Origin of the sequence: Nonomuraea antri (assembly GCF_013283785.1) — a bacterium.
Classification (GTDB): domain Bacteria; phylum Actinomycetota; class Actinomycetes; order Streptosporangiales; family Streptosporangiaceae; genus Nonomuraea; species Nonomuraea antri.
Genome location: NZ_JABCPZ010000134.1, coordinates 1 through 21,077 on the forward strand (window position 1 = coordinate 1; position 21,077 = coordinate 21,077).

At 72.9% G+C, this 21,077-nt stretch carries 15 protein-coding genes; 2 read left to right on the top strand and 13 right to left on the bottom strand.

Features of this window, described 5'->3' with window-relative positions:
• From HII36_RS34070 to HII36_RS34085, 4 genes are all read right to left on the bottom strand, one after another.
• On the bottom strand, positions 1-5,351 hold a 5,351-nt coding region (locus tag HII36_RS34070), incomplete at its 3' end, for a type I polyketide synthase (RefSeq protein ID WP_173527425.1).
• Between the two features lie 61 nt (positions 5,352-5,412).
• Complete coding sequence (locus tag HII36_RS34075) at positions 5,413-6,666, bottom strand: geranylgeranyl reductase family protein (RefSeq protein ID WP_173527426.1); 1,254 nt, start codon at positions 6,664-6,666, stop codon at positions 5,413-5,415.
• An 82-nt stretch (positions 6,667-6,748) separates the two neighbouring features.
• Complete coding sequence (locus HII36_RS34080; protein WP_173527427.1) at positions 6,749-7,954, bottom strand: hypothetical protein; 1,206 nt, start codon at positions 7,952-7,954, stop codon at positions 6,749-6,751.
• Between the two features lie 48 nt (positions 7,955-8,002).
• Positions 8,003-8,926, bottom strand: coding sequence for an AraC family transcriptional regulator (locus HII36_RS34085; RefSeq protein ID WP_173527428.1), 924 nt, complete (start codon positions 8,924-8,926; stop codon positions 8,003-8,005).
• A gap of 103 nt (positions 8,927-9,029) precedes the next feature.
• On the opposite strand from HII36_RS34085, the gene HII36_RS34090 reads away from it, so the two are divergent.
• Positions 9,030-10,025: a zinc-dependent alcohol dehydrogenase family protein gene (locus HII36_RS34090; RefSeq protein ID WP_173527429.1), complete on the top strand. Its 996-nt coding sequence runs from the start codon at positions 9,030-9,032 to the stop codon at positions 10,023-10,025.
• Positions 10,026-10,099: 74 nt separating this feature from the next.
• Here the strand turns inward: HII36_RS34090 and HII36_RS34095 are convergent, their stop codons facing one another.
• The 9 genes from HII36_RS34095 to HII36_RS34135 all read right to left on the bottom strand — a co-directional run bounded on the left by HII36_RS34095 (position 10,100) and on the right by HII36_RS34135 (position 18,619).
• Positions 10,100-10,876, bottom strand: coding sequence for a MerR family transcriptional regulator (locus tag HII36_RS34095; RefSeq protein ID WP_173527430.1), 777 nt, complete (start codon positions 10,874-10,876; stop codon positions 10,100-10,102).
• 22 nt (positions 10,877-10,898) lie between these two features.
• On the bottom strand, positions 10,899-11,705 hold the full coding sequence (locus HII36_RS34100; RefSeq protein WP_217370322.1) for an alpha/beta fold hydrolase: 807 nt from the start codon (positions 11,703-11,705) through the stop codon (positions 10,899-10,901).
• A gap of 85 nt (positions 11,706-11,790) precedes the next feature.
• The gene (locus tag HII36_RS34105) at positions 11,791-12,243 is read right to left on the bottom strand and encodes an NUDIX domain-containing protein (protein WP_236004147.1); all 453 of its coding nucleotides are present in this window, start codon (positions 12,241-12,243) and stop codon (positions 11,791-11,793) included.
• 18 nt (positions 12,244-12,261) lie between these two features.
• Complete coding sequence (locus HII36_RS34110) at positions 12,262-13,458, bottom strand: MFS transporter (RefSeq protein ID WP_236004149.1); 1,197 nt, start codon at positions 13,456-13,458, stop codon at positions 12,262-12,264.
• 61 nt (positions 13,459-13,519) lie between these two features.
• Positions 13,520-14,497, bottom strand: a complete 978-nt coding sequence (locus HII36_RS34115) for a carbamate kinase (protein ID WP_173527432.1) — start codon at positions 14,495-14,497, stop codon at positions 13,520-13,522.
• 8 nt (positions 14,498-14,505) lie between these two features.
• On the bottom strand, positions 14,506-15,507 hold the full coding sequence (gene argF / locus HII36_RS34120) for an ornithine carbamoyltransferase (RefSeq protein WP_173527433.1): 1,002 nt from the start codon (positions 15,505-15,507) through the stop codon (positions 14,506-14,508).
• A 9-nt stretch (positions 15,508-15,516) separates the two neighbouring features.
• Positions 15,517-16,746, bottom strand: a complete 1,230-nt coding sequence (locus HII36_RS34125; protein ID WP_173527434.1) for an arginine deiminase — start codon at positions 16,744-16,746, stop codon at positions 15,517-15,519.
• Positions 16,743-18,206: an amino acid permease gene (locus HII36_RS34130; RefSeq protein ID WP_173527435.1), complete on the bottom strand. Its 1,464-nt coding sequence runs from the start codon at positions 18,204-18,206 to the stop codon at positions 16,743-16,745. The genes HII36_RS34125 and HII36_RS34130 overlap by 4 nt, the downstream gene beginning before the upstream one ends.
• Positions 18,203-18,619: a hypothetical protein gene (locus HII36_RS34135; protein ID WP_173527436.1), complete on the bottom strand. Its 417-nt coding sequence runs from the start codon at positions 18,617-18,619 to the stop codon at positions 18,203-18,205. Before HII36_RS34135 ends, HII36_RS34130 begins: the two co-directional genes overlap by 4 nt.
• 413 nt (positions 18,620-19,032) lie before the next feature.
• Here HII36_RS34135 and HII36_RS34140 point away from each other — a divergent pair, with 413 nt between their 5' ends.
• Complete coding sequence (locus HII36_RS34140; protein WP_173527437.1) at positions 19,033-21,075, top strand: LuxR C-terminal-related transcriptional regulator; 2,043 nt, start codon at positions 19,033-19,035, stop codon at positions 21,073-21,075.
• The last annotated feature ends 2 nt before the right edge of the window (positions 21,076-21,077 follow it).

Sequence of the window (21,077 nt, forward strand, 5' to 3'; positions counted from 1 at the left end):
GCCCCCGACTCCGCCAGCCAGCGCGCCGCCTCCAGCCCCAGGCCCCTGGTGCCGCCGGTGATGACGTACGCGCCGCCGCGCCGGACCACGTCCTCGCGTTCCGGCGCCAGGACGCGGACGCGCTCCCCCGGCTCGGGGAAGGTGAGGACGATCCTGCCGATGTGGTCGCCCGAGGCCAGCCGCTTGATCGCGGCGGGCGCCTCGGCCAGCGGGAACGTCCGGACGTCCGGCAGCGGCAGCCGTCCGGCGCCGATCTCGGCGATCGCGCGCAGGGCCGCGCCCTTGACGACCGCCGGCCGCTCGATGCCGCTCAGCGCGATGTCGATGGCCGCGTACGTGTTGCCCCGGCGGAACGTGGCCAGGTCGATCCGCGCCCCGTCGTGCAGGTCGCGTTTGCCGATCTCCACGAAGCGCCCGCCCGAGGCCAGCAGCGTCAGCGACGCGCGCATGGCGGCGCCGCTGAGCGAGTTGAGCACCACGTCCACGCCGCGCCCGCCGGTGACCCGCGCCACCTCGGCGGCGAAGTCGAGACTCCGGGAGTCGAAGACGTGCTCGATGCCCTGCCGCCGCAGGTGGCGCCGCTTCTCCTCGGTGCCGGCCGTGGCGATGACGGTGGCGCCGCGCAGCCGCGCCACCGCGATCGCCGCCTGCCCCGTTCCGCCGGCGGCCGAGTGCACGAGCACCGTCTCGCCCTCGGCCAGCCGCGCCACGTCGACCAGGCTGTGCCAGACCGTGCTGTACGTCGCCGCGACCGGGGCGAAGGAGACCGGATCGGCATCGGACGGCAACGGCATGGCCAGGTCGGCGTGGACCAGGCAGTGCGAGGCGATGGAACCGGTCCCGTGGGGCACCAGCGCGGTGATCCGGTCGCCCGGCCGCAGGTCCTCGACCCCGTCGCCGACGGCGACCACGACTCCGGTGGCGTCGGAGCCGAGTTCGGGCGTGCCCCCGTCCTCGGACGGGTAGACGCCCAGGGCGATCATGACGTCCCTGAAGTGCACGGTGACCGCCTGCACCCGCACCAGCACCTGGCCGGGCCCCGGCACGGCGGGCGGCGCCCCGGTGGCGACGAGCCGCACCCCGTCGAGTCCCCTTTCCTGGTCGGCGCGCAGCGCGTACTCCGCCTGGCCCGCGACGACCTCGACGGTGCGCGCCGACCGGGCGGGGCGCGGGGCCAGCGGGGCGGGCGCCAGCCTGGCCACGTAACGCCGCCCGGCACGCCAGGCGGTCTCGGTCTCGGCGTCGCCGGCCAGGACCTCGGCGGCGGCGGACTCGACCTGGTCGGCGTCCACCCAGCTCACGGCGGAGTCGGGCTGTTCGAAGGAGGCCACGCGGAGCAGGCCGCGCAGCGCGCACACGTCGGGGTCCACCGCGCCGCCCGCGCCGCCCGGGTCGTCCGCGTCGTCCAGGTCCGGGTCGTCCAGGTCCGGGTCGTCCAGGTCCGGGCCGGCCTGGCGGGCGAGGGTGCTGGCCAGCCACAGCCGCGGCGGTTTCGCCGCCCCCGCGCCGGCGCGCAGCAGGTCGACGACCTGCGTCGTCCGTTCCAGGCCGTCCAGCCGGCCGGTGGCGCACCAGACGACCGTCTCCGCGGCCGGATCTACGTCGTCGCCCGCCTGGTGGACGGTCACCGCCCCGGCCTGGCCGGCCAGCGCCCGCGCCAGGCGCTCGGCGGTGCGTTCCGTGTCGCCGGGTTCGGCGATCACCGCCACCCGCGGCGTGTCCGCCTGCCGCCCGGCGGGCAGGTCGGCCTCGCGCCAGGCGACCTCGATCAGTTTCCCGTTCAGCCGCTGGGCCTGCGAACGTCTGGCGGCCCGGACGAAGCGCATGCCCTCCAGCGCCCCCGCCCAGCGTCCGTCCTCGGTGTACAGGTCGGCGCGGCCGGAGGCGAGGTCGTCGCCCTCCCTCCGCACCTCGGGGCGGACCCGGGCGATCAGGTGCGGTTCGTCGGGCAGGACGATCGCCCCGATCCGCTCGGGCAGCCACGGCCGGCCGGGGCCCGGCCCGTCCTCGTCGTCCTCCTCGATCAGGCCGATGGCGGTCGACAGGACGCACCCGTCGAGCAGGACGGGATGCACCTGAGGCGCGCCGGCGCGGATGACGGCCTCGTCGGGCACCCGCACCCGCGTCACCCCGCCCGCCGCGACCTCGACGATCGAGTGGAAGGCTGGTCCCGTGTCGAGGCCCATCCCGGCGAGCGCCGCGTACACCCGCGCCAGGTCACGGCCGTCGCCTTCCGGCTCGACCAGGTCCGGCCCATCGCCTGGAAGCTGTTCCGAGCGGATGACGGCTGCCGAGGCGATGTGCTCCCAGGCGCCGCCCTGCCGCCTGGAGATCTCCACGCGCACCCGTCCGTCCGCGTTCGTCGCGCTGACCTGCACCGGCACGCAGTCCGTGAGCGGCAGCAGGCGCTCGAAACGCACGTCCTCCACCCGCAGCCCGCCGATCGGGCACTCCAGCAGCTCGACGGCGGCGGCCAGGACGAGCTCGACGTACGCGGCCCCGGGAACCACCGGGCTGTCGTGCAGGACGTGTTGCCCGAGCCAGGCGACCCGGTCCGTGCCCAGGTCCGCCTCCCACACGTGCCTGGTGCGGTCGTCGGCGTCCGCGTCACGCACGACCAGGCGCTCGCCCAGCCACATGTGGCCGGAACGGGCGGCGTTCCGGTGCGGCTCCTCCCAGAACCTGGCCCGGTCGAACGCCGTGGGCGGCAGCACGGCCGGGGCGCCGCCGCCGTTGACGGCGTCCAGGTCCACCGGCGCTCCGGCCAGGTGCAGGGCCGCCGCGGACGCGCGCATCGCCGCGCACCCGTCCTGGTCGCGGGTCAGCGACGGCACGGTGATGACGGGCACGCTCATCACCGCGGCGGTCTCCGCCACGGCCGGGGTCAGCAGCGGATGCGGTGACACCTCCAGGAAGAGCCGGTGCCCGTCCTCGATCAACGCCCGGCAGGCCAGGTCGAAACGTACGGGGTTGCGAAGGTTCGCGGTCCAGTAGGTCGCGTCGAAGACGACCGGCAGGCGCGGATCCTCGCTCGTGGAGTAGAACGGCACCTCTGGCGGCGCGCCGGCGAGCCAGGACACCTGCTTGGCGAGGTCGTCGAGGATCGGCTCGACCTGCGGGGAGTGCGCCGCCACCACCACGGAGATCTGCTTGCAGAACACGCCGCGCTCCTGCCAGCGCGCCATCAGCTCGTGCACGGCCGCCGCGCGTCCCGCCACGACGGTCGAGGACGGCGCGGTCACCACCGCGACCGAGACCCCCTCCAGCCCGTCGAGCTCGGCCGCGACCTGCTCGGCGGGCAACGCCACGCTGGCCATGCCGCCGCCGGCCACCCGTTGCAGCATCGCCGACCTGGTCAGGATGATGCGCATGCCGGACTCCGGCGTCAGGACGCCGGCGGCGACCGCGGCGGCCGCCTCGCCCATGGAGTGACCCACCACGGCGGCCGGACGCGCTCCCCACCGGCGCCACATCGCGGCCAGCCCGACCTGCACCGCGTACACCAGCGGCTGCACCTCGTCCATGCGCTCGCCGCACTCGCCCGAGGCCAGCCGGTCACGCAGCGAGAACCCGGACTCGGCGACGACCAGCGGGTCGAGCCGGTCGATGGACTCGGTGAAGGCGGGCTCGCGGTCGAGCAGGTTACGCGCCATCCCCGCCCACTGCGACCCGTGCCCGGAGAACACCCATACCGCGTCGTCGGAGAGGACGGCCGTGCCCCGGACGGCCCGGTCGTCGTCCCGTCCCTCGGCCAGGGCCCGCAGCCCGGACAGCAGCTCGCCCCGGTCCGCCGCGAGCACGCAGGCCCGGTGGGTGAGGTGGCTGCGCCGCGCCGCGAGGGTGTGCGCCACATCCGCCAGCGCGAGCTCCGCGGGCTCGCCGGGGTCGAGGTCGTTCGCGGTCGGGTCGGGGTCGTTCGCGGTTCCGGTCGGGTCGAGGCTTTCCGCGAGGCGGGCGCAGGTCCGGGTCAGGCCGCCCGGGGTGGCCGCGGACACCGCGTAGATCCGCGTGCCTGGACGCGGGCCGGCCGATGCGGGCCGGCGCGGCCGGTGGGGCGGTGGCTGCTCGACGATGACGTGCGCGTTGGCGCCGGTCACCCCGAAGGCGGACACGGCCGCGTGCCGGGGCCCGGTCTCGTCCTCCCACGAGGTGGCGTCGGTGGGCACGAAGAAGCGGGTGTCCGCCGCCTCCACGGCCGGGTTCCAGCGCTGGAAGTGCAGGTTGGCGGGGATGAGCCCGGTGTGCACTGCCGTCGCGGCCTTGATCAGCCCCAGCACGCCCGCCGCGCTCTCCGGGTGCCCGATGTTCGTCTTGATCGAGCCCAGGGCGCACGAGCCGGCGCCGTCGCCGTAGGCGTCCTTGATGGCGGAGAACTCGATCGGGTCGCCCACCGGGGTGCCGGTGCCGTGCGTCTCGATGTAGTGCACGTCGCCCGGTGACACGCCGGAGACCCGCATCGCCGCGTCCAGCACCGCGCGTTGCGCGGCGCGTGAGGGCTGGGTGATGCCCTGGACCCGGCCGGCGTGGTTGATCGCGGTGCCGGTGATGAGCGCCAGGATCCTGTCGCCGTCCCGCAGGGCGTCGGGCAGCCGCTTGAGCACCACCATGCCGCAGCCCTCGCCCCGGACGAACCCGTCGGCGCTCGCGTCGAAGGCCGCGCAGCGCCCCCGCGACGACAGTGCCCCGGCGCGGGCGAACCCCACGTTGCCCGCCCACTCCAGCTGGACGGTCACGCCGCCGGCGAGCGCCAGGTCGGCTTCGCCGTCGTGCAGCGAACGGCAGGCCAGATGCACCGCGACCAGGGAGGAGGCGCACGCGGCGTCCACCGCCAGCGACGGGCCGTTGACGTCGAGGAAGTACGAGATCCGCCCCGGCGCGCCCGACGGCACGGCCGAGATGCCCTGGTAGATGTCGACCTCGGTCAGCCTGAACCGCTTGGCGTAGTCGGTGTTCGAGATGCCGACGAACAGGCCGGTGTCGGAGCCCTTGAGCGACCTGGGCGCGATGCCGGCGTTCTCCAGCGCCTCCCAGCCGGTCTCCATCAGCAGCCGGTGCTGGGGGTCTACGGACGAGGCGTCCTTGGCCGGGATGCCGAAGAACGCGGGGTCGAACAGCTCGATCCCGTCCACGAACGCGCCGTTGCGCAGCATCCCGCTGCCGGCCAGGTCGTGCGGGACGACCCGCTCGTGCTCCGCCCACCGCAGGCCCGGCTGCGACCCGGCCACGGCGTCGCGCTTGTCCAGCAGCAGCCGCCACAGGCCGTCGGCGTCGATCACGCCACCGGGCGCCCGGCATGCGGTTCCCACGATGGCCACCGGGACCTGCTCCCGGCGATGGTTCACCGAACTCACACGCGTGTCCTTCCGCTGGAGGTTCTTCCGGCCGGGACACGGCCGGTTCGCTCGGGTCCCGTCAGGCCAGACGGCCGAGCGCGCGCAGGGCCAGCCGGGCCACCGGGTGGCCGACGAGCGCGGGAATCGTGGTCTCGCCGTTGATGTACCGGTCGAACATGCGCCACACCGGCGGCAACGCGGTCAGTCCGTCGTGGATGAGGCCGGGGCGCTTGCAGAACAGGTTCATGACCTGCCTGGAGGCCTCCATCTCGGTCCCCAGCGTCGAGGTGACCGCGCGCGCGTAGTCGGCGCCGGCCCGCTCGACGGCGGCCTCGTCCGCCGCTCCGGCGATCCGCGCCGCCGCCTGCCCGGCCGCGATGCCGGAACGCAGCGCGAACGAGATGCCCTCGCGCGACCACGGGTCGCACAACCCGGCCGCGTCCCCGGCGACGACGGCGCGACCGCGGGCGAGCGGAGAATCCGGGAACCGGCAGCGCGTCAGGTGACCGGTGTCGTGCACCGGCTCGGCCTGGTCGAGCTCGTATCTGGCCAGGAAGTCCCGCATGTACGCCCTGGTGTCCTGGCCCTGCCCGCGGGCGGCCACCACTCCGGCGGTGCAGATGTCGCCCTTGGGGAACACCCAGCCGAACGATCCCGGCAGCGGGCCCCACTCGATCAGCATCCGCCCGTGCCAGTGCGCCGCCGCCCGCTCTGTGACCGGCACCTCCACCTCGAGGGCCAGGTCGGTCTGCGCGCACCGCACCCCGACGTGCTTGGCGACCCGGCCGGCGCTGCCGTCCGCGCCGACCAGGGCGCGCGTCCTGAGCGTGTCGCCGTCCGAGGTCCTTACGGTGATCAGGCCGTCGTCCGACAGCCCGGACACCGCCAGGCCGTCGCGTATCTCGGCGCCCGCCTTGGCCGCGACGTCGGTCAGCGCGGCGTCCAGGTCGGCGCGGAACACCATCAGGATGGGGGTGTCCCCGGCGGAGGCGAGCGTCCGCTGCCTGCGGCCCACCAGGTTGAAGGTGAAGCTGTGGGCGACGTCCTTCACCTGCAGCGGCAGGTCGGGGGGAAGCGCCGCCTGGGCGTGACCGATGAGGCCGCCGCCGCAGGTCTTGTACCGGGGGATCCTGGCACGTTCCAGGACCAGGGTGCGGCACCCGGCCTCCGCCGCCACGCGGGCCGCCGACGCGCCTGCGGGACCTGCGCCGATGACCACGACGTCCCAGGTCCGCGTACCCGCGATCTGCCGTTCCTGATCTATGGAGACCACCCCCTCGCCGCGACCACCTTCCGGCGCGAACGTCCGGAACGGCGACGAAGGCACGGGCATCGTGCCATAAGGTGATCGATCCATTACGAACCGTTTCCGAGCGGGGGTCCCCGCGTCCCGCGTGAGAAACCGGAGCGTGGTCTCAACCGTCGAGCAGCCGTCGGCAGAGGTCCTCGTCGAACGGCAGGTGCCGGTGGTCGAGAAGGGCACTGAGGAAGCGGCGCTGGGCCGGTCGCAACCTCGTCCGCTCGGTGAGCGGTTCGGGAAAGGCGAGTGCGACGAACGGCGCGAGGTCGTTGCCGTAGTCCAGGGTGAAGGACAGCGTGCACAGGCCGATCGCGGCAGGCAGGACGCTCTCGAGGTCCGTGGCGCGTTCGGCGAGGGCGCGGGCGAGGTCGAAGTGCAGCCAGCCGTCCTGCCCGGGCAGGTGGCGGTCGAACCAGTGGTCGGCTTCGTGGGGGTCTTCCAGCGCGGCGACCAGCGCGCCGGTGGCGCGCGGGTCGTCCGCGAGGCCGGGCGCCAGCGCCGCGCAGGCGCGGACTCCGGGATGCGGGTCGTCGAGCAGACGTCCGGGTGCTTCGCCCAGCATCGCGAGCAGGCAGGCGACGGTCGCCCGCTCCCTCGGCTCGGACGAGACGACCGCGGCGCCGGCGATGAGCTCGACCAGCGGCGCCTTGGCGTCGGCGAGGTCCACGTGGCCGACGCAGCGGGCCGCCGCGGTCATCGCCGCGATCCGGACGGCCGGCTCGGACGCGGTGATCAGCGGCAGCGCCGCGGCGAAGACGTCGGGAACCGCCGTTCTGCAGGCGAGCAGGTCACGGGCGACCATCGCCTTGCGGAACTCGGTGTCGTCGATCGCCTCCAGCAGGGCGGCGGGCGGCGGCGTACGGGTGGCCGGGTCGGGATCGAGGCGCCACTCGCAGGCCCGGGCGGCCGCGCGGATGCGTCGCAGATCCGCTTCGTCGCGGCCCGCGGGGTGGGCGTCGCGGAGCAGTTCGTCGTCGCCGACCTCCAGCCCGCACGCCTCGGCGAACAGCGCCAGGTACTCCAGCAGCGCCGCCCGCAGGGGACGCGGTTCGGCGTCCCAGGGGAGCACGTCGTCGACGATCGTGTCGGTCGCGGGATCGGCCAGGGCCCTCGCCACGAACCTGACGAACGGGCCCGTGGCGGAGTAAACGCTGCCCTGGTGCAGCATCGCCGCATCCAGGTATCCGACGGCGTCGCTCTGGGCCCGCGGGTCGTCGCCGACCAGCGCCAGGACCTGCCCGGGAGCGTCCGAGGCACGTCCATAGGCGTGATCGAGGCCGTCCCAGTCCACTTGAGCCAGCGCTTCCGGTAACGAATCCATCCGGGGATCATGCCATTGCCCGGTGACGGTTTCGGGCGCGGGCCTGTTTCACGGCCGGCCGTCGTGTTGCCTGCGGTACCTGCCGGGCGACACCCCGAACTCCCGCTTGAACGCCTTGGCGAAGGCGAACTCCGAGGAGTAGCCGCCGTTCTCCGCGACGACGCGCAGCGGGACGTCGCTGGTGGCGAGCAGCCGGCCGGCGACCGTCATGCGCCACCAGGTCAGGTACGCCAGGGGCGGCTGGCCCACGACCGTCGTGAACCGTCGCGCGAAGGCCGCCCGCGACAGGCCGGCCCGCGCGCCGAGTTCCGCCACGGTCCAGGGACGGGCGGGGTCGCGGTGGAGTGCGTGCAGCGCGTCGGCGATCGCCGGGTCGGCCAGCGCGGCGACCCAGCCGGTGGCCGCCCGCTCGGCGTGCTCGTGCAGCCAGGCACGCAGGATGTAGAGCAGCAGCGAGTCGAGCAGCGCCGGCACCAGCGCGTCGGAGCCCGGCCCCGGCCGCTCCAGTTCGGCGCCCAGGAGGTCCACGGCGGCCCGCAGCGCGGGGTGCGTGCCGATCCTGGCCGGGAGGTGGACGACCTCGGGGAGCCCGGTGAGCAGCGGGTGCGCCCGCGTCCGGTTGAGCCGGTACGCGCCGCACAGCAGGTGCGTGGCCGGGCCGGCGCCCCGCGGCGCCTCCTCGGTCGGCACCCAGTTCCCGTCGCGGTCCTGGACGACGTCGACCAGCGGCGTCGTGGGATCGTCCGCGATGGCGTGGCCGCGTCCGTGCGCGAGGAACACCACGTCGCCCGGGGCGAGCGGGATCGGCTCCCGCGCGGGCGGCAGGAGCCAGCACGAACCTTGCAGGACGACGTGACAGCCGGCCCCGTCGGACGGCGCGAACCGCAGGCCCCACGGCGCGGACATGAGCGTGCGCGAGGAATGGGGGACGCCGGTGCGCATGGCGGTGATCGCGTCGCTGAGCACGTCCATGCGGACGACTTTAGCCCGGCGTCCGTCGAGGAAGACGATCGGACAGGAACGCGAGACTCCACGGCATGGATAGTCTCGCGTGCCGCTCCATAGTGTCTGACGCATGGCAACCCACGCACGAGCGGTGCTCTTCCATGAGCTCGGCGGCCCGGACGTCCTGAAGGTCGAGGACGTCCGGCTCGATGCCCCGGGCCCCGGTGAGGTTCAGGTCCGTATCGACGCCATCGGGCTCAACCGCGCCGAAGCCCTCTTCCGCGCCGGCGCCTACTACTACCGGCCCACGCTGCCCGGCTCCCGGCTGGGCTTCGAAGCGGCAGGGACGGTGGAGGCGGTCGGCCCCGGCGTCGCGGGCTTCGCGCCGGGCGATGCGGTGAGCGTCCTCAGCGATCAGGAAATGTCACGACACGGCGTCTACGGGGATCGCGTCAACGCCCCGGTCCGGTCCCTCCTGCCCCGGCCCGCCCAGGTCGACGCGATCACCGGCGCCGCCGTGTGGACCACCTACCTGACCGCCTACGGCGCCCTGGTGGAAGTGGGCCGGACGAACCCCGGCGACAGCGTCGTCATCACCGCCGCGTCCAGCGGTACCGGGCTCGCCGCCATCCAGATCGCCGACCACCTCGGCGCGACTCCCATCGCCGTCACCCGGACCGCCGCCAAGTCCGCGCGGCTGCTTCAGGCCGGCGCCGCCCACGTCCTCGCCGCCGACGCGGGCGACCTCGCCGGCCGGGTGCGCGCCGTCACCGGCGGCAAGGGGGCGAGGATCGTCTTCGACGCCGTCGGAGGGCCCGGCCTGAGCGAACTCGCCGAGACCGTCGCGGCCGACGGCCTGCTGATCGTCTACGGCTGGCTCGACCCCCGGCCGGCGCCGCTGCCCATGAACTGGCCGATCACCGTGCACGGCTTCAACGCCGACCTCGTCACGGCCGACCCCGTCCGGATGGGCCGCGCCCGAGCCTTCGTCGAGGCCGGACTCCGCGCCGGCACGCTGCGGCCCGCCATCGACCGCACCTTCGACCTGGCGGACGTCGTCGAGGCGCACCGCCACCTGGAGTCGAACACGCAGATCGGCAAGATCGTCGTGACCGTCCGGCACTGAGCGAAGCAGCGGCCGGGCCCCGGTCACTCATATCGGCCCGCGGGTTGTCGCGATCGGACGAGTGAGCCGCCGCCTCACCCGCTCGGGTCCACCCGCTCGAGCCTGGTCCAGCCCGTCCAGCCGCGCTGCTTCAGCAGTTCGATCAGCCGGCGCGCCGGCGGCACCGTGGCGAACGCCAGCGCGTCCATCAGCGCGGCGAGCGGCGGCTCGATGCCGGTGTCTTCGACATGATCCGCTCCCTGCTCGTCGGCCAACCGCGTGAGGTAGTCGGCCAGCCTGTCGGCCAGCTCCACCAGCCGCGCGTCGTCGTCGGCTCGGTCGAGGGCCTGGCTCAGCGTGAGGTGGAAGTCGACGAGCCGCGGGTCGGCGAGCTGCTCCCGCTTGCGTGCCATCCACTCCGGCACCCGCTCGGGCGAGCGCGCGGCCAGCGGGATCCAGCCGTCGCGCTCGGCCCGGACGATCCGCTCGTCCACGCCGAGCGCCCGCAGCCGGTCGAGGTACTCGACCACCTCCGCGGGCAGCACCAGGTGTTCACCGGCGGCCAGGCGGGCGATCCGCTCGCGATGCCGCTGCCGCTCGCGAATCTCCGCCCGAAGCCTCCTGTCGATGTCCGCGATCGCCGCGGCGAACTCCTCCTCACCGGCCCGCAGCAGATCACGCACCCGCGCCAGCGGGACCCCGGCCTCGGCGAGGGTCCGGATCTTGATCAGCTCGACCACGGCGGCGGCGTCGTATCTGCGGTAGCCGGAGTGGTCCCGCTCGGGCTCCGGCAGCAGCCCCTTGGCGTGGTAGTGCCGCACCGCGCGGACCGTCACTCCGGCGTACGACGCCAGCTCGCCGATGGTCAGCATCAGACCGGTCTCCAAAGGTCGCTCAACGGGTCACGTCCGTACCGCGGATGATCGAGGCGATCCGCCCGGCATGGCTGAACACCAGCCCGTGATCGGCGTCGAGCCAGGTGGTGGCGATGTGCGGATGCTCGCGGACGAGCCGATCGACGCCCGCGCGCCAGTTCCGGTTGAACCGGGGCGCGCGCCCTTCGCCGCCGTCGCCGGCCATCGCGGTCGACATGATCATGGTGATGGGCCGGTCGATCCTCCCGTAACGGTCGAGGATCCCGGAACGGATCCCATCGATCTCGACGTTCAGGTCGAGCATCTCCCGCGCCGTGAGCAGCACCTGACGCGCGGTGCCCCGCGCGGCCCGCTGCCGCGCCGCCAGGTCCGCCCACATGGCGCGGAACTCAGGCAGGACGTCCTCGGTGACGAACGGTTCGGGCACCGGGTTCGCCCCGTCGATGAGAACCAGCTCGGCGACGGCGCCGGGATGCTCGGCGGCATGGTGCACGGCCAGGTCGGCGCCCAGCGAGTAGCCCACCAGCACCGGCGCGGCGGACAGGCCGCGCTTGCCCAGCTCCGCCAGCACCGCGCCGAGATCGCCGAGGAACCCCTCGAAGGAGTACCGGCCGGCCGCCGAGGTGCGGCCATGGCCCCGCAGGTCGAACGTCACCACGTCGTGGTCGCCTCTCAGCAGCTCGATCAGCTCGCGCAGGTCGGCCTGGGTCGAGTTCAGTCCGGGGCACAGGACCAGCGGCCGTCCCCGGCCCTGGCGAGACACCGGGATCGTGACGCCGTCGTGGTGGACGGTGAAGTGCCGCATCGCACTGGTTTCCGTGGTCATGCCCCCATGCTGAAAGGTTGACCCCGCGTCAGGGTCAAGCGGCCCTGCGCTCCATGTCAGCCGCGGTCGCCGCGCCTGTGAGAGGTCACTTGACGAGCACGGCGGTGAGCATGGAGAGATACGGCTCATGGGCGAGACGCAGGCCGCCGAGCTCGGACCTGTCGAACCACGCCACGGCGTCGTGCTCGTCCGGCGCGGCGTTGACGGGTGTTCCCGTCCACCTGTCGACCAACCAGATCCGCATGTCGAACGTCGCGCTCCGGATCTCGCGCACCGGCGGGCCGGACGGCTGCGACGCCGTGATTCCCAGCTCCTCCCGGAGCTCGCGGACAAGGCTCCCCCTCGGATCCTCCCCCTCCTCGACATGACCGCCCGGCAGGTCCCACACGCCGGGATACCAGCGGCGTCCAGGGCTTCGGTGACACAGCAACACCCGATCGCCGTCGAGAAGAACGCCCGTCACAATCCGGGCCGGACCGGAGTCGTCAGCGGAGATCGTCATCAGGGCATTCTGACTGGTGCGATCTGCCGCGGACAAGGCACCTCCGGACACCGCTCAAGGAGCCGGTTCCCGCAGCACCGCGTAGGCCACGCACGCCGCGACCACCAGTGCGGGCACGCCGAGCAGGATGGCGGCGCGCAAGCCGTACTCACGACCGATCAGGCCGCCGACCAGCGCGCCCAGCGGCGAGGCGGTCATCACCACGGTCGTCGAGGCGCTGGTGACGCGGCCGAGCAGGTCGCGGGGGGTGCCGCGCTGGCGTTGGGTGCGGGCGACGACGCTCCAGACGCCGAAGGCGGCGCTCGTGGCCGCCAGCCCGAGCGCGACCAGGACCGCCTCGGTGGCCAGGCCGAGCATGAGCTGGCCGCCGGCGGCGGTGAGCAGGCAGGCGGTCAGGGCCGGGGCCGGGCCGAGCAGGCGCACGACGCGGGCGGCGAGGAACCCGCCGATCAGGCCGCCCACGGCGCCGACGCCGACCAGCAGGCCGTAGATCGCGGCGGGCAACGCGAGGATCTGCTGGACGAAGAGGACCAGGACGACGAACCACATGCTGTCCACGAAGGCGAACGTGCCCGACAGCAGCGACAGCGTGAACATGCGGCGCGAGCGCACCAGCCAGCGCAGGCCCGCCACGGTTTCGTGCCGGATGCGGCCCTTCGCGGCCAGGGCCGGGCCCGGGGCTGGGGCGAAGACGCCGGGCAGGCTGAAGATCAAGGCGGCGGCCAGGGCCAGCGTGCCGCCGTTGACGGCGATGGGCAGGACCATGGCCACGCCGAACAGGTAGCCACCGAGCGGCGGGCCGATCAGCTCGTTGCCCGCGACCTCCGCGTTGACCAGCCGCCCGTTCGCCCGCTCCAGGTCGGCGTCGTTCACCAGGGGTGGCAGCAGGGTGGCGGTGGCCGTGTCGCGCAGCGTCTCGCCCAGGCCGCAGGCGAAGGCGACCGCGTAGATCCAGGCCACGGTGGCGGACCCGGTCAGCACGCCCACCGTCAACGCCGCCAGCAGCGCCGTACGCCCGCAGTCGACCAGGACGACGAGGCGGCGCTGGTCGAACCGGTCGACCAGCGCGCCGGCGATCAGGCCGAGCAGCAGCCAGGGAAGCTGTCCTGCCACCGCCACGCCCGCCACGACGACGGGATCGGCGCTCATGGAGGCGGCCAGCAGGGGTAACGCGGCGCTCCTGATGCCGTCACCGAGGTTGGACAGCGCCGTGGCGGTCCAGAGTCGGTTGTAGGCGGCCCCCAGGGACATGGCGGTCACGTTCAGGATCATGACACGCCGCCCCGGGGAGCCGACAGCGAACCAGCAGTGATCAGTTCGGAGATGCGGGCCGGGCCGGCGCCCACGAGCGGGGCCCGAGGTCATCCGCGCTGCCGTAGTTCCCGCCCGGCGTGACCACCGTGCCCGCCATCCCCGCCAGAACGGCGCCGACGTCGCCGAGCGCGCCGATGGCGCCCATCGACCCCGTCACCTCCACGAACCGGCAGATCGCCTCGACCTTGGGCCCCATCGATCCCGCGGCGAACCGTTCCCTGCGCAACGCGGCCGGCGTGGCGCGGGTGATGGGCTCGGCCGCCGGGGTTCCGTAGCCGCGCAGCACCGCCGCCACGTCGGTGAGCAGCAGCAGCGCGTCGGCCTCCAGAGACTCGGCCAGTTTGGCGGTGGCGAGGTCCTTGTCGATGACCGCTTCGACGCCCTCCAGCTTGCCCGCCTCGTTGCGGACCACCGGGACCCCGCCGCCGCCCGCGCACACCACCACGGCCCCGCCCGTCAGGAGTTCGCGGATGATCCTGGTCTCCACCAGGTGGTGCGGCTCGGGGGACGGCACGACCCGGCGCCAGCGGTCGCCGTCGGGGGCGAAGCTCCAGCCGTGGTTCTGGGCCAGCGTCTGCGCCGTCCGCTCGTCGTAGCCGGGGCCGACGAACTTGGTCGGCTTGGTGAACGCCTGGTCGGCGGCGGAGACCAGGGTCTGGTTGATCAGGGAGACGACCGCCCGGCCGGGAAGGGCGTTCTCCAGTGCCTGGAGCAGCCAGTAGCCGATCATCCCCTGGGTCTGGGCGCCGAGCACGTCGAACGGGTACGGCGTGGTCAGGTCCGGGTTGGCGGCGCTCTCCAGGGCGAGCAGCCCGACCTGCGGCCCGTTGCCGTGCGTGATGACCAGTTCGTGCTGCTCGGCCAGCGGGGCCAGGGCCCTGACCGCCCGGACCGTGTTGGCCTGCTGCAGCGCGGCGTCCGGACGTTGTCCCCTGACGAGCAGGGCGTTGCCGCCGAGGGCGATGACGATGCGCATGAGGTCTCCTACGCGCCCAGCGTGGCCAGCATGACGGCCTTGATGGTGTGCAGCCGGTTCTCGGCCTGGTCGAAGACGATCGAGTGCGGGGACTCGAAGACCTCGTCGGTCACTTCGAGCGCGGCGAGCCCGGTCCTGTCGTAGAGGTCCTCGCCGACCTTCGTCCTGCGGTCGTGGAAGGCCGGCAGGCAGTGCATGAAGCGCACGTTCGGGTTGCCGGTGGCCCTGATCAGGTCCATGTTCACCTGGTAGCCGCCGAGCTGGGCGATGCGCTGGTCCCACGTCTCCTTCGGCTCGCCCATCGAGACCCAGACGTCGGTGTAGACGAAGTCGACGTCGGCCACCCCCTCCTGGACGTCCTCGGTGTGGGTGACGCGGGCGCCGGTGGTCTCGGCGATGCGGTGCGCCTCCTTGATCACGTCCTCGTGGTTCCAGAGCGCGCGGGGGGCGACCATGCGCACGTCCATGCCCATCATGGCGCCGGCAACCAGCAGCGAGTTGCCCATGTTGTTGCGGGCGTCGCCGCAGTACGCGAACGCGATGTCGCGGTCGAGCTTGCCCGCGTGCTCGCGCATGGTGAGCATGTCGCAGAGCGTCTGGGTGGGATGCCATTCGTCGGTGAGCCCGTTCCAGACCGGGACTCCGGCCAGCCGGCCGAGGGTCTCGACGCGCTCCTGGGCGAAGCCGCGGTATTCGATGCCGTCGAACATCCGGCCCAGCACCCTGGCGGTGTCCTCCACCGATTCCTTGTGCCCGAGCTGCGAGCCTCCCGGGTCGAGGTAGGTGACCCGGGCGCCCTGGTCGTGCGCGGCCACCTCGAAGGCGCAGCGGGTGCGGGTGGAGGTCTTCTCGAAGATGAGCGCGATGTTCCTGCCGATCAGCCGCGGCCGTTCGGTGCCGGCGTACTTCGCCCGCTTGAGCTCCGCGGCGAGGTCCAGCAGGAATTTCCATTCGTGCGGGGTGAAGTCGAGTTCCTTGAGGAAGTTGCGGGCGCGCAGGTTGTAGGTCATGTGCCGCTCCTAAGCCGGGTCGCGTTCGATGGGGCAGGTCATGCAGCGCGGGCCGCCGCGGCCTCGGCCGAGTTCGCTGCCCGCGATGGTGATCACTTCGATGCCGTGCTTGCGCAGGTTGGTGTTGGTGGCGACGTTGCGCTCGTAGCCGACGATGACGCCGGGTTCCAGGGCCAGGAAGTTGTTGCCGTCGTCCCACTGCTCGTGCTGCGCCGCCCGCAGGTCCTCGTCGGTACGCAGGACGGTGACCGCGTCCACCTCCAGCGCCGCGGCGATGGTCTCGAACAGGTCGCCGTTGCGTACGACCTCGATCCGGCGCGGACGTGACGGGTCCTGCGACGGCAGCAGGGTCCACGACCGCAGCGAGGCGCTCAGGTACGGGTACACGACGAACGTCGTCTTGTCGATCATGGTCAGGACGGTGTCGAGGTGCATCATCGCCCGCGAGTGCGGCAGCTCGACCGCGATCACGCGGGTGGCCCCCTCGCGCGCGAACAGCGCCCGGGCCAGGTTCTCCACGCCCATGGCGGTGGTGCGCTGGCTCAGCCCGACCAGGACCACGCCCTTGCCGAGCACGTGGATGTCCCCGCCCTCCAGCGTGGCGGGCTGGTGGTCGTCCTCGTCCGCGCCGTACCAGACGGGGAAGTGCTCGCCGCGGAACAGCGGGTGGAACTCGTAGATCGCGGTGCTGTGCACGGACTCGCGTCTCCTGGCCGCCATGGCCATGGGGTTGATGCTGACCCCGCGGTAGATCCAGGCCGAGTTGTCGCGCTGGAAGAGGTGGTTCGGCAGCGGGGGCAGCAGGAAGTCGTCGGCGTTCATGAGCTCCCAGCGCAGGCTCCTGGCCGCCACGCGGGGCAACTCGGCCTTGATCACGCCGCCGATCAGCAGCTCGGCGAGCCGGTCGCCGGGCACGTCCGAGGCGAGCTTGCGCAGCGGCTCGACCAGGGTGGGGCCGACGATGTCGTCGGTCAGCACGCGTTCGAGCACCCAGTCGCGGGCGACCTGGTCCTCCAGCACGTCGGCGAGCAGTTGCTCGAAGTAGTGCACGCGTACGCCGTGGTCGCGCAGGACCTGGGCGAAGGCGTCGTGCTCCTCGCGGGCCCGTTTGGCCCACAGGACGTCGTCGAACAGCAGCCGGCCCACGTTGTCCGGGCTGAGCCTGCTGAGTTCGAGTCCCGGCCGGTGCACGATGACCTGGCGCAGCTTGCCGACCTCTGAGTCCACGTGGAAGGTCATGGCCGTTGTCTCCCTCGGTTGTCGGGATGGGGCGGTACGGGTCCCGGCGGGCTCATCCGGGTGCGCATCCGCAGGTAGACCGGGATGCCGAGCAGGAACGCGGCCCCGGCCATGAGGAAGGGACCCCAGACGAGGTACCAGGCGCTCTCCCCGGTGCTGCGCGAGTACCAGATGAACAGCCCGGAGAAGACCAGGGACAGGACCGCGACGATGAGGTCGCGGGCGAAGCGCGGCCCGTGGACGGCGCGGTGATCACGCCACCGCCACTTGAGCTGGGCCAGCGCGGAGAACGCGTACGGGATGGCCGAGGTGATCCCGGTCATCAGGACGAGCGTGTTGAACACGGTCGCCCCGCTGGCCCCCATGAAGCTGACGGCCATGGCGACGGACGCCAGCGCGGTGGAGGCGATGATCCCGGCGGCCGGCACGCCGCGTTTCGACAGCTTGCCGAAGGCGGGCGGGAAGAGCCCGTCGCGGGCGGCGGCGAGCGGCATCTCGGCGCAGATCATGGTCCACCCGTTCAGCGCGCCGAAGCCGGAGACCATGACGGCCAGCGCGACCAGGGCGCCCGCCCACGTCCCGCCGCCGGCCATGGCGTTGGCGGCCGCCGAGTAGGACGCCTTGTTGGCCTCCTCGGCCAGCTCGGGGGTCGGGACGACGCCGAAGACGGCCACCAGCGACAGCAGGTAGACGGCCGCGCTGGCGAGCGTGCCCGTGACGGTGGCGCGGGGGATGTTCCGCGCCGGGTCGCGCACCTTGCCCGCGGCCACCGCGGCGGTCTCCACGCCCAGGTAGCTGAACAGGCAGATCGCCATCGCGCCGCCGATCGCGGCGAGGTCGCTCTGCCCGCTGACGTTCCACGGCCGCAGGTTGGCCGGGTCGATCAGGACGAGCCCGAGCGTGGCCATGACGGCCAGCGGCACGAACTTGATGATCGTCGTCCAGAGCTGGACGGCCCCGATGTTCTTGACGCCCGACAGGTTCACCGCGGCGGGCACCCACAGTCCGGCCAAAGCGATCACGATGGACCAGCCGGTCGCGTGGCCCTGGTTGACGAAGTGCTCGACGTAGTAGACCCAGCCGGTGACGATGGCCGCGTTGCCCGCCCAGGCCGTGATCCAGTACGACCACGCGTTGGCGAACCCGATGCCGTTGCCGAAGGCCGCTCTGGCGTAGGCGTACGGGCCGCCGCCCGCGGGCATGCGCCGTGAGAGCGCGGCGAACATCAGGGCGAGCGCGATCGCGCCGACCGTGGTCACGGCCATGGCGACGATGCTGATCGGGCCGAACGCGGCCAGCGAATACGGCAGGTTGAAGATGCCGACCCCGATGATGCTGCCCATGATGAGCGCGGTGGCCTGGGTCAGGCCGAACGTGCCCCGGGCCGGTGTCCCGCCGGCGGGCGCGGCGTTCTCGCCGGGCTCGGCCCCGCCCTGGCTCTCGGGTGCGGGCGGCGTCATGGACCGGGCCGGCGGTCACGTGCCTCGATGGTGCCTTCCGGCTCCATCTCCCCTTCGAGTTCCACGACGATCTTGGTCCATTTGACCGGGTTCACCCACACGCCCGCGTCGTGACTGCCGGTCACGACGGAGCCGCGCCGGCGGCAGCGCCACGGCGTGATGACGCAGCGGTACAACCACCAGAACACGGCGCCGAGCACGATCAGTTCGATGAGAAGTCCCATCGCCGTCTCCCCTTCCGTTCCGCCTCGGAGTTGGCAGTATTCGGCCGCGGCATGACCCCTGAGATCACCCGCGAGGGATGAGAAGCGGTGGCGTCCCGATCGCGTGGTTGACCGGTTCGGTAAGTTCTGGGCAAGCCCACGAGTACGGATATCGGCGCCGAACTTTCCGCAGCCGATGAGTTCTTCCACGGCAAACCCGGTAAGCGACCGGCGAGATAAGGCGGCGCACTGGATTGTGTGTCCGCTATCACGCTTCGTAGGCGAAAGAACTTTCAATTGACGCTCCACGGGACGATCAAGCAGACTGCGAAGTCCCCGATCACCCGTGGAACGGAGTGAAGATGCGCAAGTGGATCCGCGGCGCGACACGCAGGAGAAACTCCTGCCGGCACCCTTTCGCCGCGGCTTCCTTTTCCTTGCGGACAAAGACGCGGGTGCCCGTGGCGCGGCCGGAGCGGATCCACCGCCGGGAACTGATCCGAACGCTGACCGCGGCCCGCGATGCACGGCTGGTGCTTCTTTCCGCCCCCGCCGGTTACGGGAAAACCGCGCTCGTCGTGGAATGGGCCGGGTCCGGCGGCGAAAACCGCCCATTCGCCTGGGTGTCGTTGCATGAAATCGACAATGATCCCGTCGCCTTCTGGCTGACGATTGTGGCGGCATTGGAGGGCGTCTTCCCCGGCCTGGGCGGCGACCGGCTGAAATCGGTATTGGCGCGCGAGCGTCCGGATATCGACGGTGTCGTCCTGCCGCTCCTGCTCAACGCGCTGGCCGCGCAGGAGGAGTCTTCCGTGCTCGTGCTCGACCGGTTCAGCCGGGTGCGGGAACCGGCCTGCCTCGGACAGATCGAGGCGCTCGTCGATCGTCTCCCGCCCACGCTCCAGCTCGTCCTGATCACCAGGACCGTCCCCGCGCTCCCCCTCACGCGGTACCGCGCCGACGGCGACGTGCTGGAACTGCGGATGGCCGACCTGCGGCTCACCAAGCAGGAGACGGCCGAGTTCGTGCAGCAGGTCGCCGGGCTGCGCCTGCACGACGCCGACCTCGACGACCTGCTGGACCGCACCGAGGGCTGGGCCGCGGCACTCTCGCTCGCCGCCGGGGCGCTGCGCTCGGCCGCCGATCCCGCGGCGTTCATCGCCGACTTCACCGGCACGCACCGGCTGGTGCTCGACTACCTGACGGAGGAGGTGCTGCGGGAGCTGCCCGACGACACCCGCCGGTTCCTGGCCCGCAGCTCCGTGCTCGGCACCTTCACCGCGGAGCTGTGCGCGGAGGTGGCCGACGTGCCGAACGGCGCGGCCCTGCTCGACGAACTCGACCGCGCGAACCTCTTCCTCGTCCCCCTCGACGCCCATCGCCGCTGGTACCGCTACCACCGCCTGTTCGTCGAGGCGCTGCGCGCCGAGCTGTCGCGCACCGAGCCCGAGCTCGTGCCGGCGCTGCACCTGCGGGCCAGCGGCTGGCTGGCCCGGCACGACCTGATCGACGACGCGGTCACGCACGCACTCGCGGCCGACCACGTCGACCTGGCCGCCGACCTGTTCACCACCCACTGGGGCAGGTACGTGGAAGCCGGGCGGTTGATGACGGTACGCGGCTGGATGCACCGGATCGGCCTGCGCAGGATCGGCGGCGACCCGCGCACCGCGCTGTGCGCGGCCTGGGTGGCCGCCCTGTGCGGCGAGCGTCCCGCGGCACGCACCTGGCTGGAGATCGCCGACAGCTCCCCCTGCGCGGGGCCGCTGCCCGACGGCTCGCCCTCGCTCGGGTTCGCCACCTCCATGGTGCGGGCGTTCTTCGGGTTCGACGGCGTGACGGAGATGGCCAGGGCGGCGGAGACGGCCGCCGCCATCGAGCGCGACCAGTCGGCGCCGTGGTACGCGGTCGCCCGGTTCGTCCTGGGCTACAGCCGCTATCTCCGCGACGACCTGGCCGGCGCGGTCGATCCGCTGGAGGAGGCCGCGCGGAGCACGGCGGTCACGCCGGCCTGCCGGGGCATCGCCTCGTCCGTCCTGTCCCTGATTCTGGGCCGGCTCGGCGACCACGCCAGATCCGCCCGGCTGGCCAGGACCGCGCACGAACTGGTCGAGACGCGTGGGCTGCCGGAGTCGCCCGACGCCGTCCTGGCCGACACCGCGTGGGGGGCCGTGCTCGCCCACGAGGGACATCACGAGGAGGCCCGCCGCGTGCTCGAACGGGCGCTCGCCGTCCGCACCTCCGTCGCCGACCTCAGCCCGTGGCCGACGCTGAACCTCCTCGTCGTCCTCGCCGAGACGGCGCTCGACGCCGGTGACGAGCCGCGGGCCCGCGTCCGCCACGCGCAGGCGCGCGACCTGATCGCGGCCGAGCCGGACTGCGGCGAGCACCTCCGGCGGCGCACGGCCCTGCTGGACGCGCGCCTGCCGGGCGCGCGCCCGCCGGACGCGCCCGCGCCGCTCCACGGCCCGGGCGAGCCGCTGACCGAACGCGAGCAAGCCGTGCTGCGGCTGCTCATGGGCGCGGCGCCGCTGCGGGAGATCGCGCAGAGCCTGTACGTCTCCGCCAACACCGTCAAGACGCACACCCGCAGCATCTACCGCAAACTGGGCGCGACCTCCCGCGAGCACGCGGTCCGCCGCGCCCATGAACTGGGCCTGCTCTAGCG

Coding starts and splice junctions, on each gene's coding strand:
- HII36_RS34075 (WP_173527426.1), bottom strand. CDS start 6,666: ATGCCCGTGCCTTCGTCGCCGTTCCGGACGTTCGCGCCGGAAGGTGGT.
- HII36_RS34080 (WP_173527427.1), bottom strand. CDS start 7,954: ATGGATTCGTTACCGGAAGCGCTGGCTCAAGTGGACTGGGACGGCCTC.
- HII36_RS34085 (WP_173527428.1), bottom strand. CDS start 8,926: ATGGACGTGCTCAGCGACGCGATCACCGCCATGCGCACCGGCGTCCCC.
- HII36_RS34090 (WP_173527429.1), top strand. CDS start 9,030: ATGGCAACCCACGCACGAGCGGTGCTCTTCCATGAGCTCGGCGGCCCG.
- HII36_RS34095 (WP_173527430.1), bottom strand. CDS start 10,876: ATGCTGACCATCGGCGAGCTGGCGTCGTACGCCGGAGTGACGGTCCGC.
- HII36_RS34100 (WP_217370322.1), bottom strand. CDS start 11,705: ATGACCACGGAAACCAGTGCGATGCGGCACTTCACCGTCCACCACGAC.
- HII36_RS34110 (WP_236004149.1), bottom strand. CDS start 13,458: ATGTCCCTGGGGGCCGCCTACAACCGACTCTGGACCGCCACGGCGCTG.
- HII36_RS34115 (WP_173527432.1), bottom strand. CDS start 14,497: ATGCGCATCGTCATCGCCCTCGGCGGCAACGCCCTGCTCGTCAGGGGA.
- argF (WP_173527433.1), bottom strand. CDS start 15,507: ATGACCTACAACCTGCGCGCCCGCAACTTCCTCAAGGAACTCGACTTC.
- HII36_RS34125 (WP_173527434.1), bottom strand. CDS start 16,746: ATGACCTTCCACGTGGACTCAGAGGTCGGCAAGCTGCGCCAGGTCATC.
- HII36_RS34130 (WP_173527435.1), bottom strand. CDS start 18,206: ATGACGCCGCCCGCACCCGAGAGCCAGGGCGGGGCCGAGCCCGGCGAG.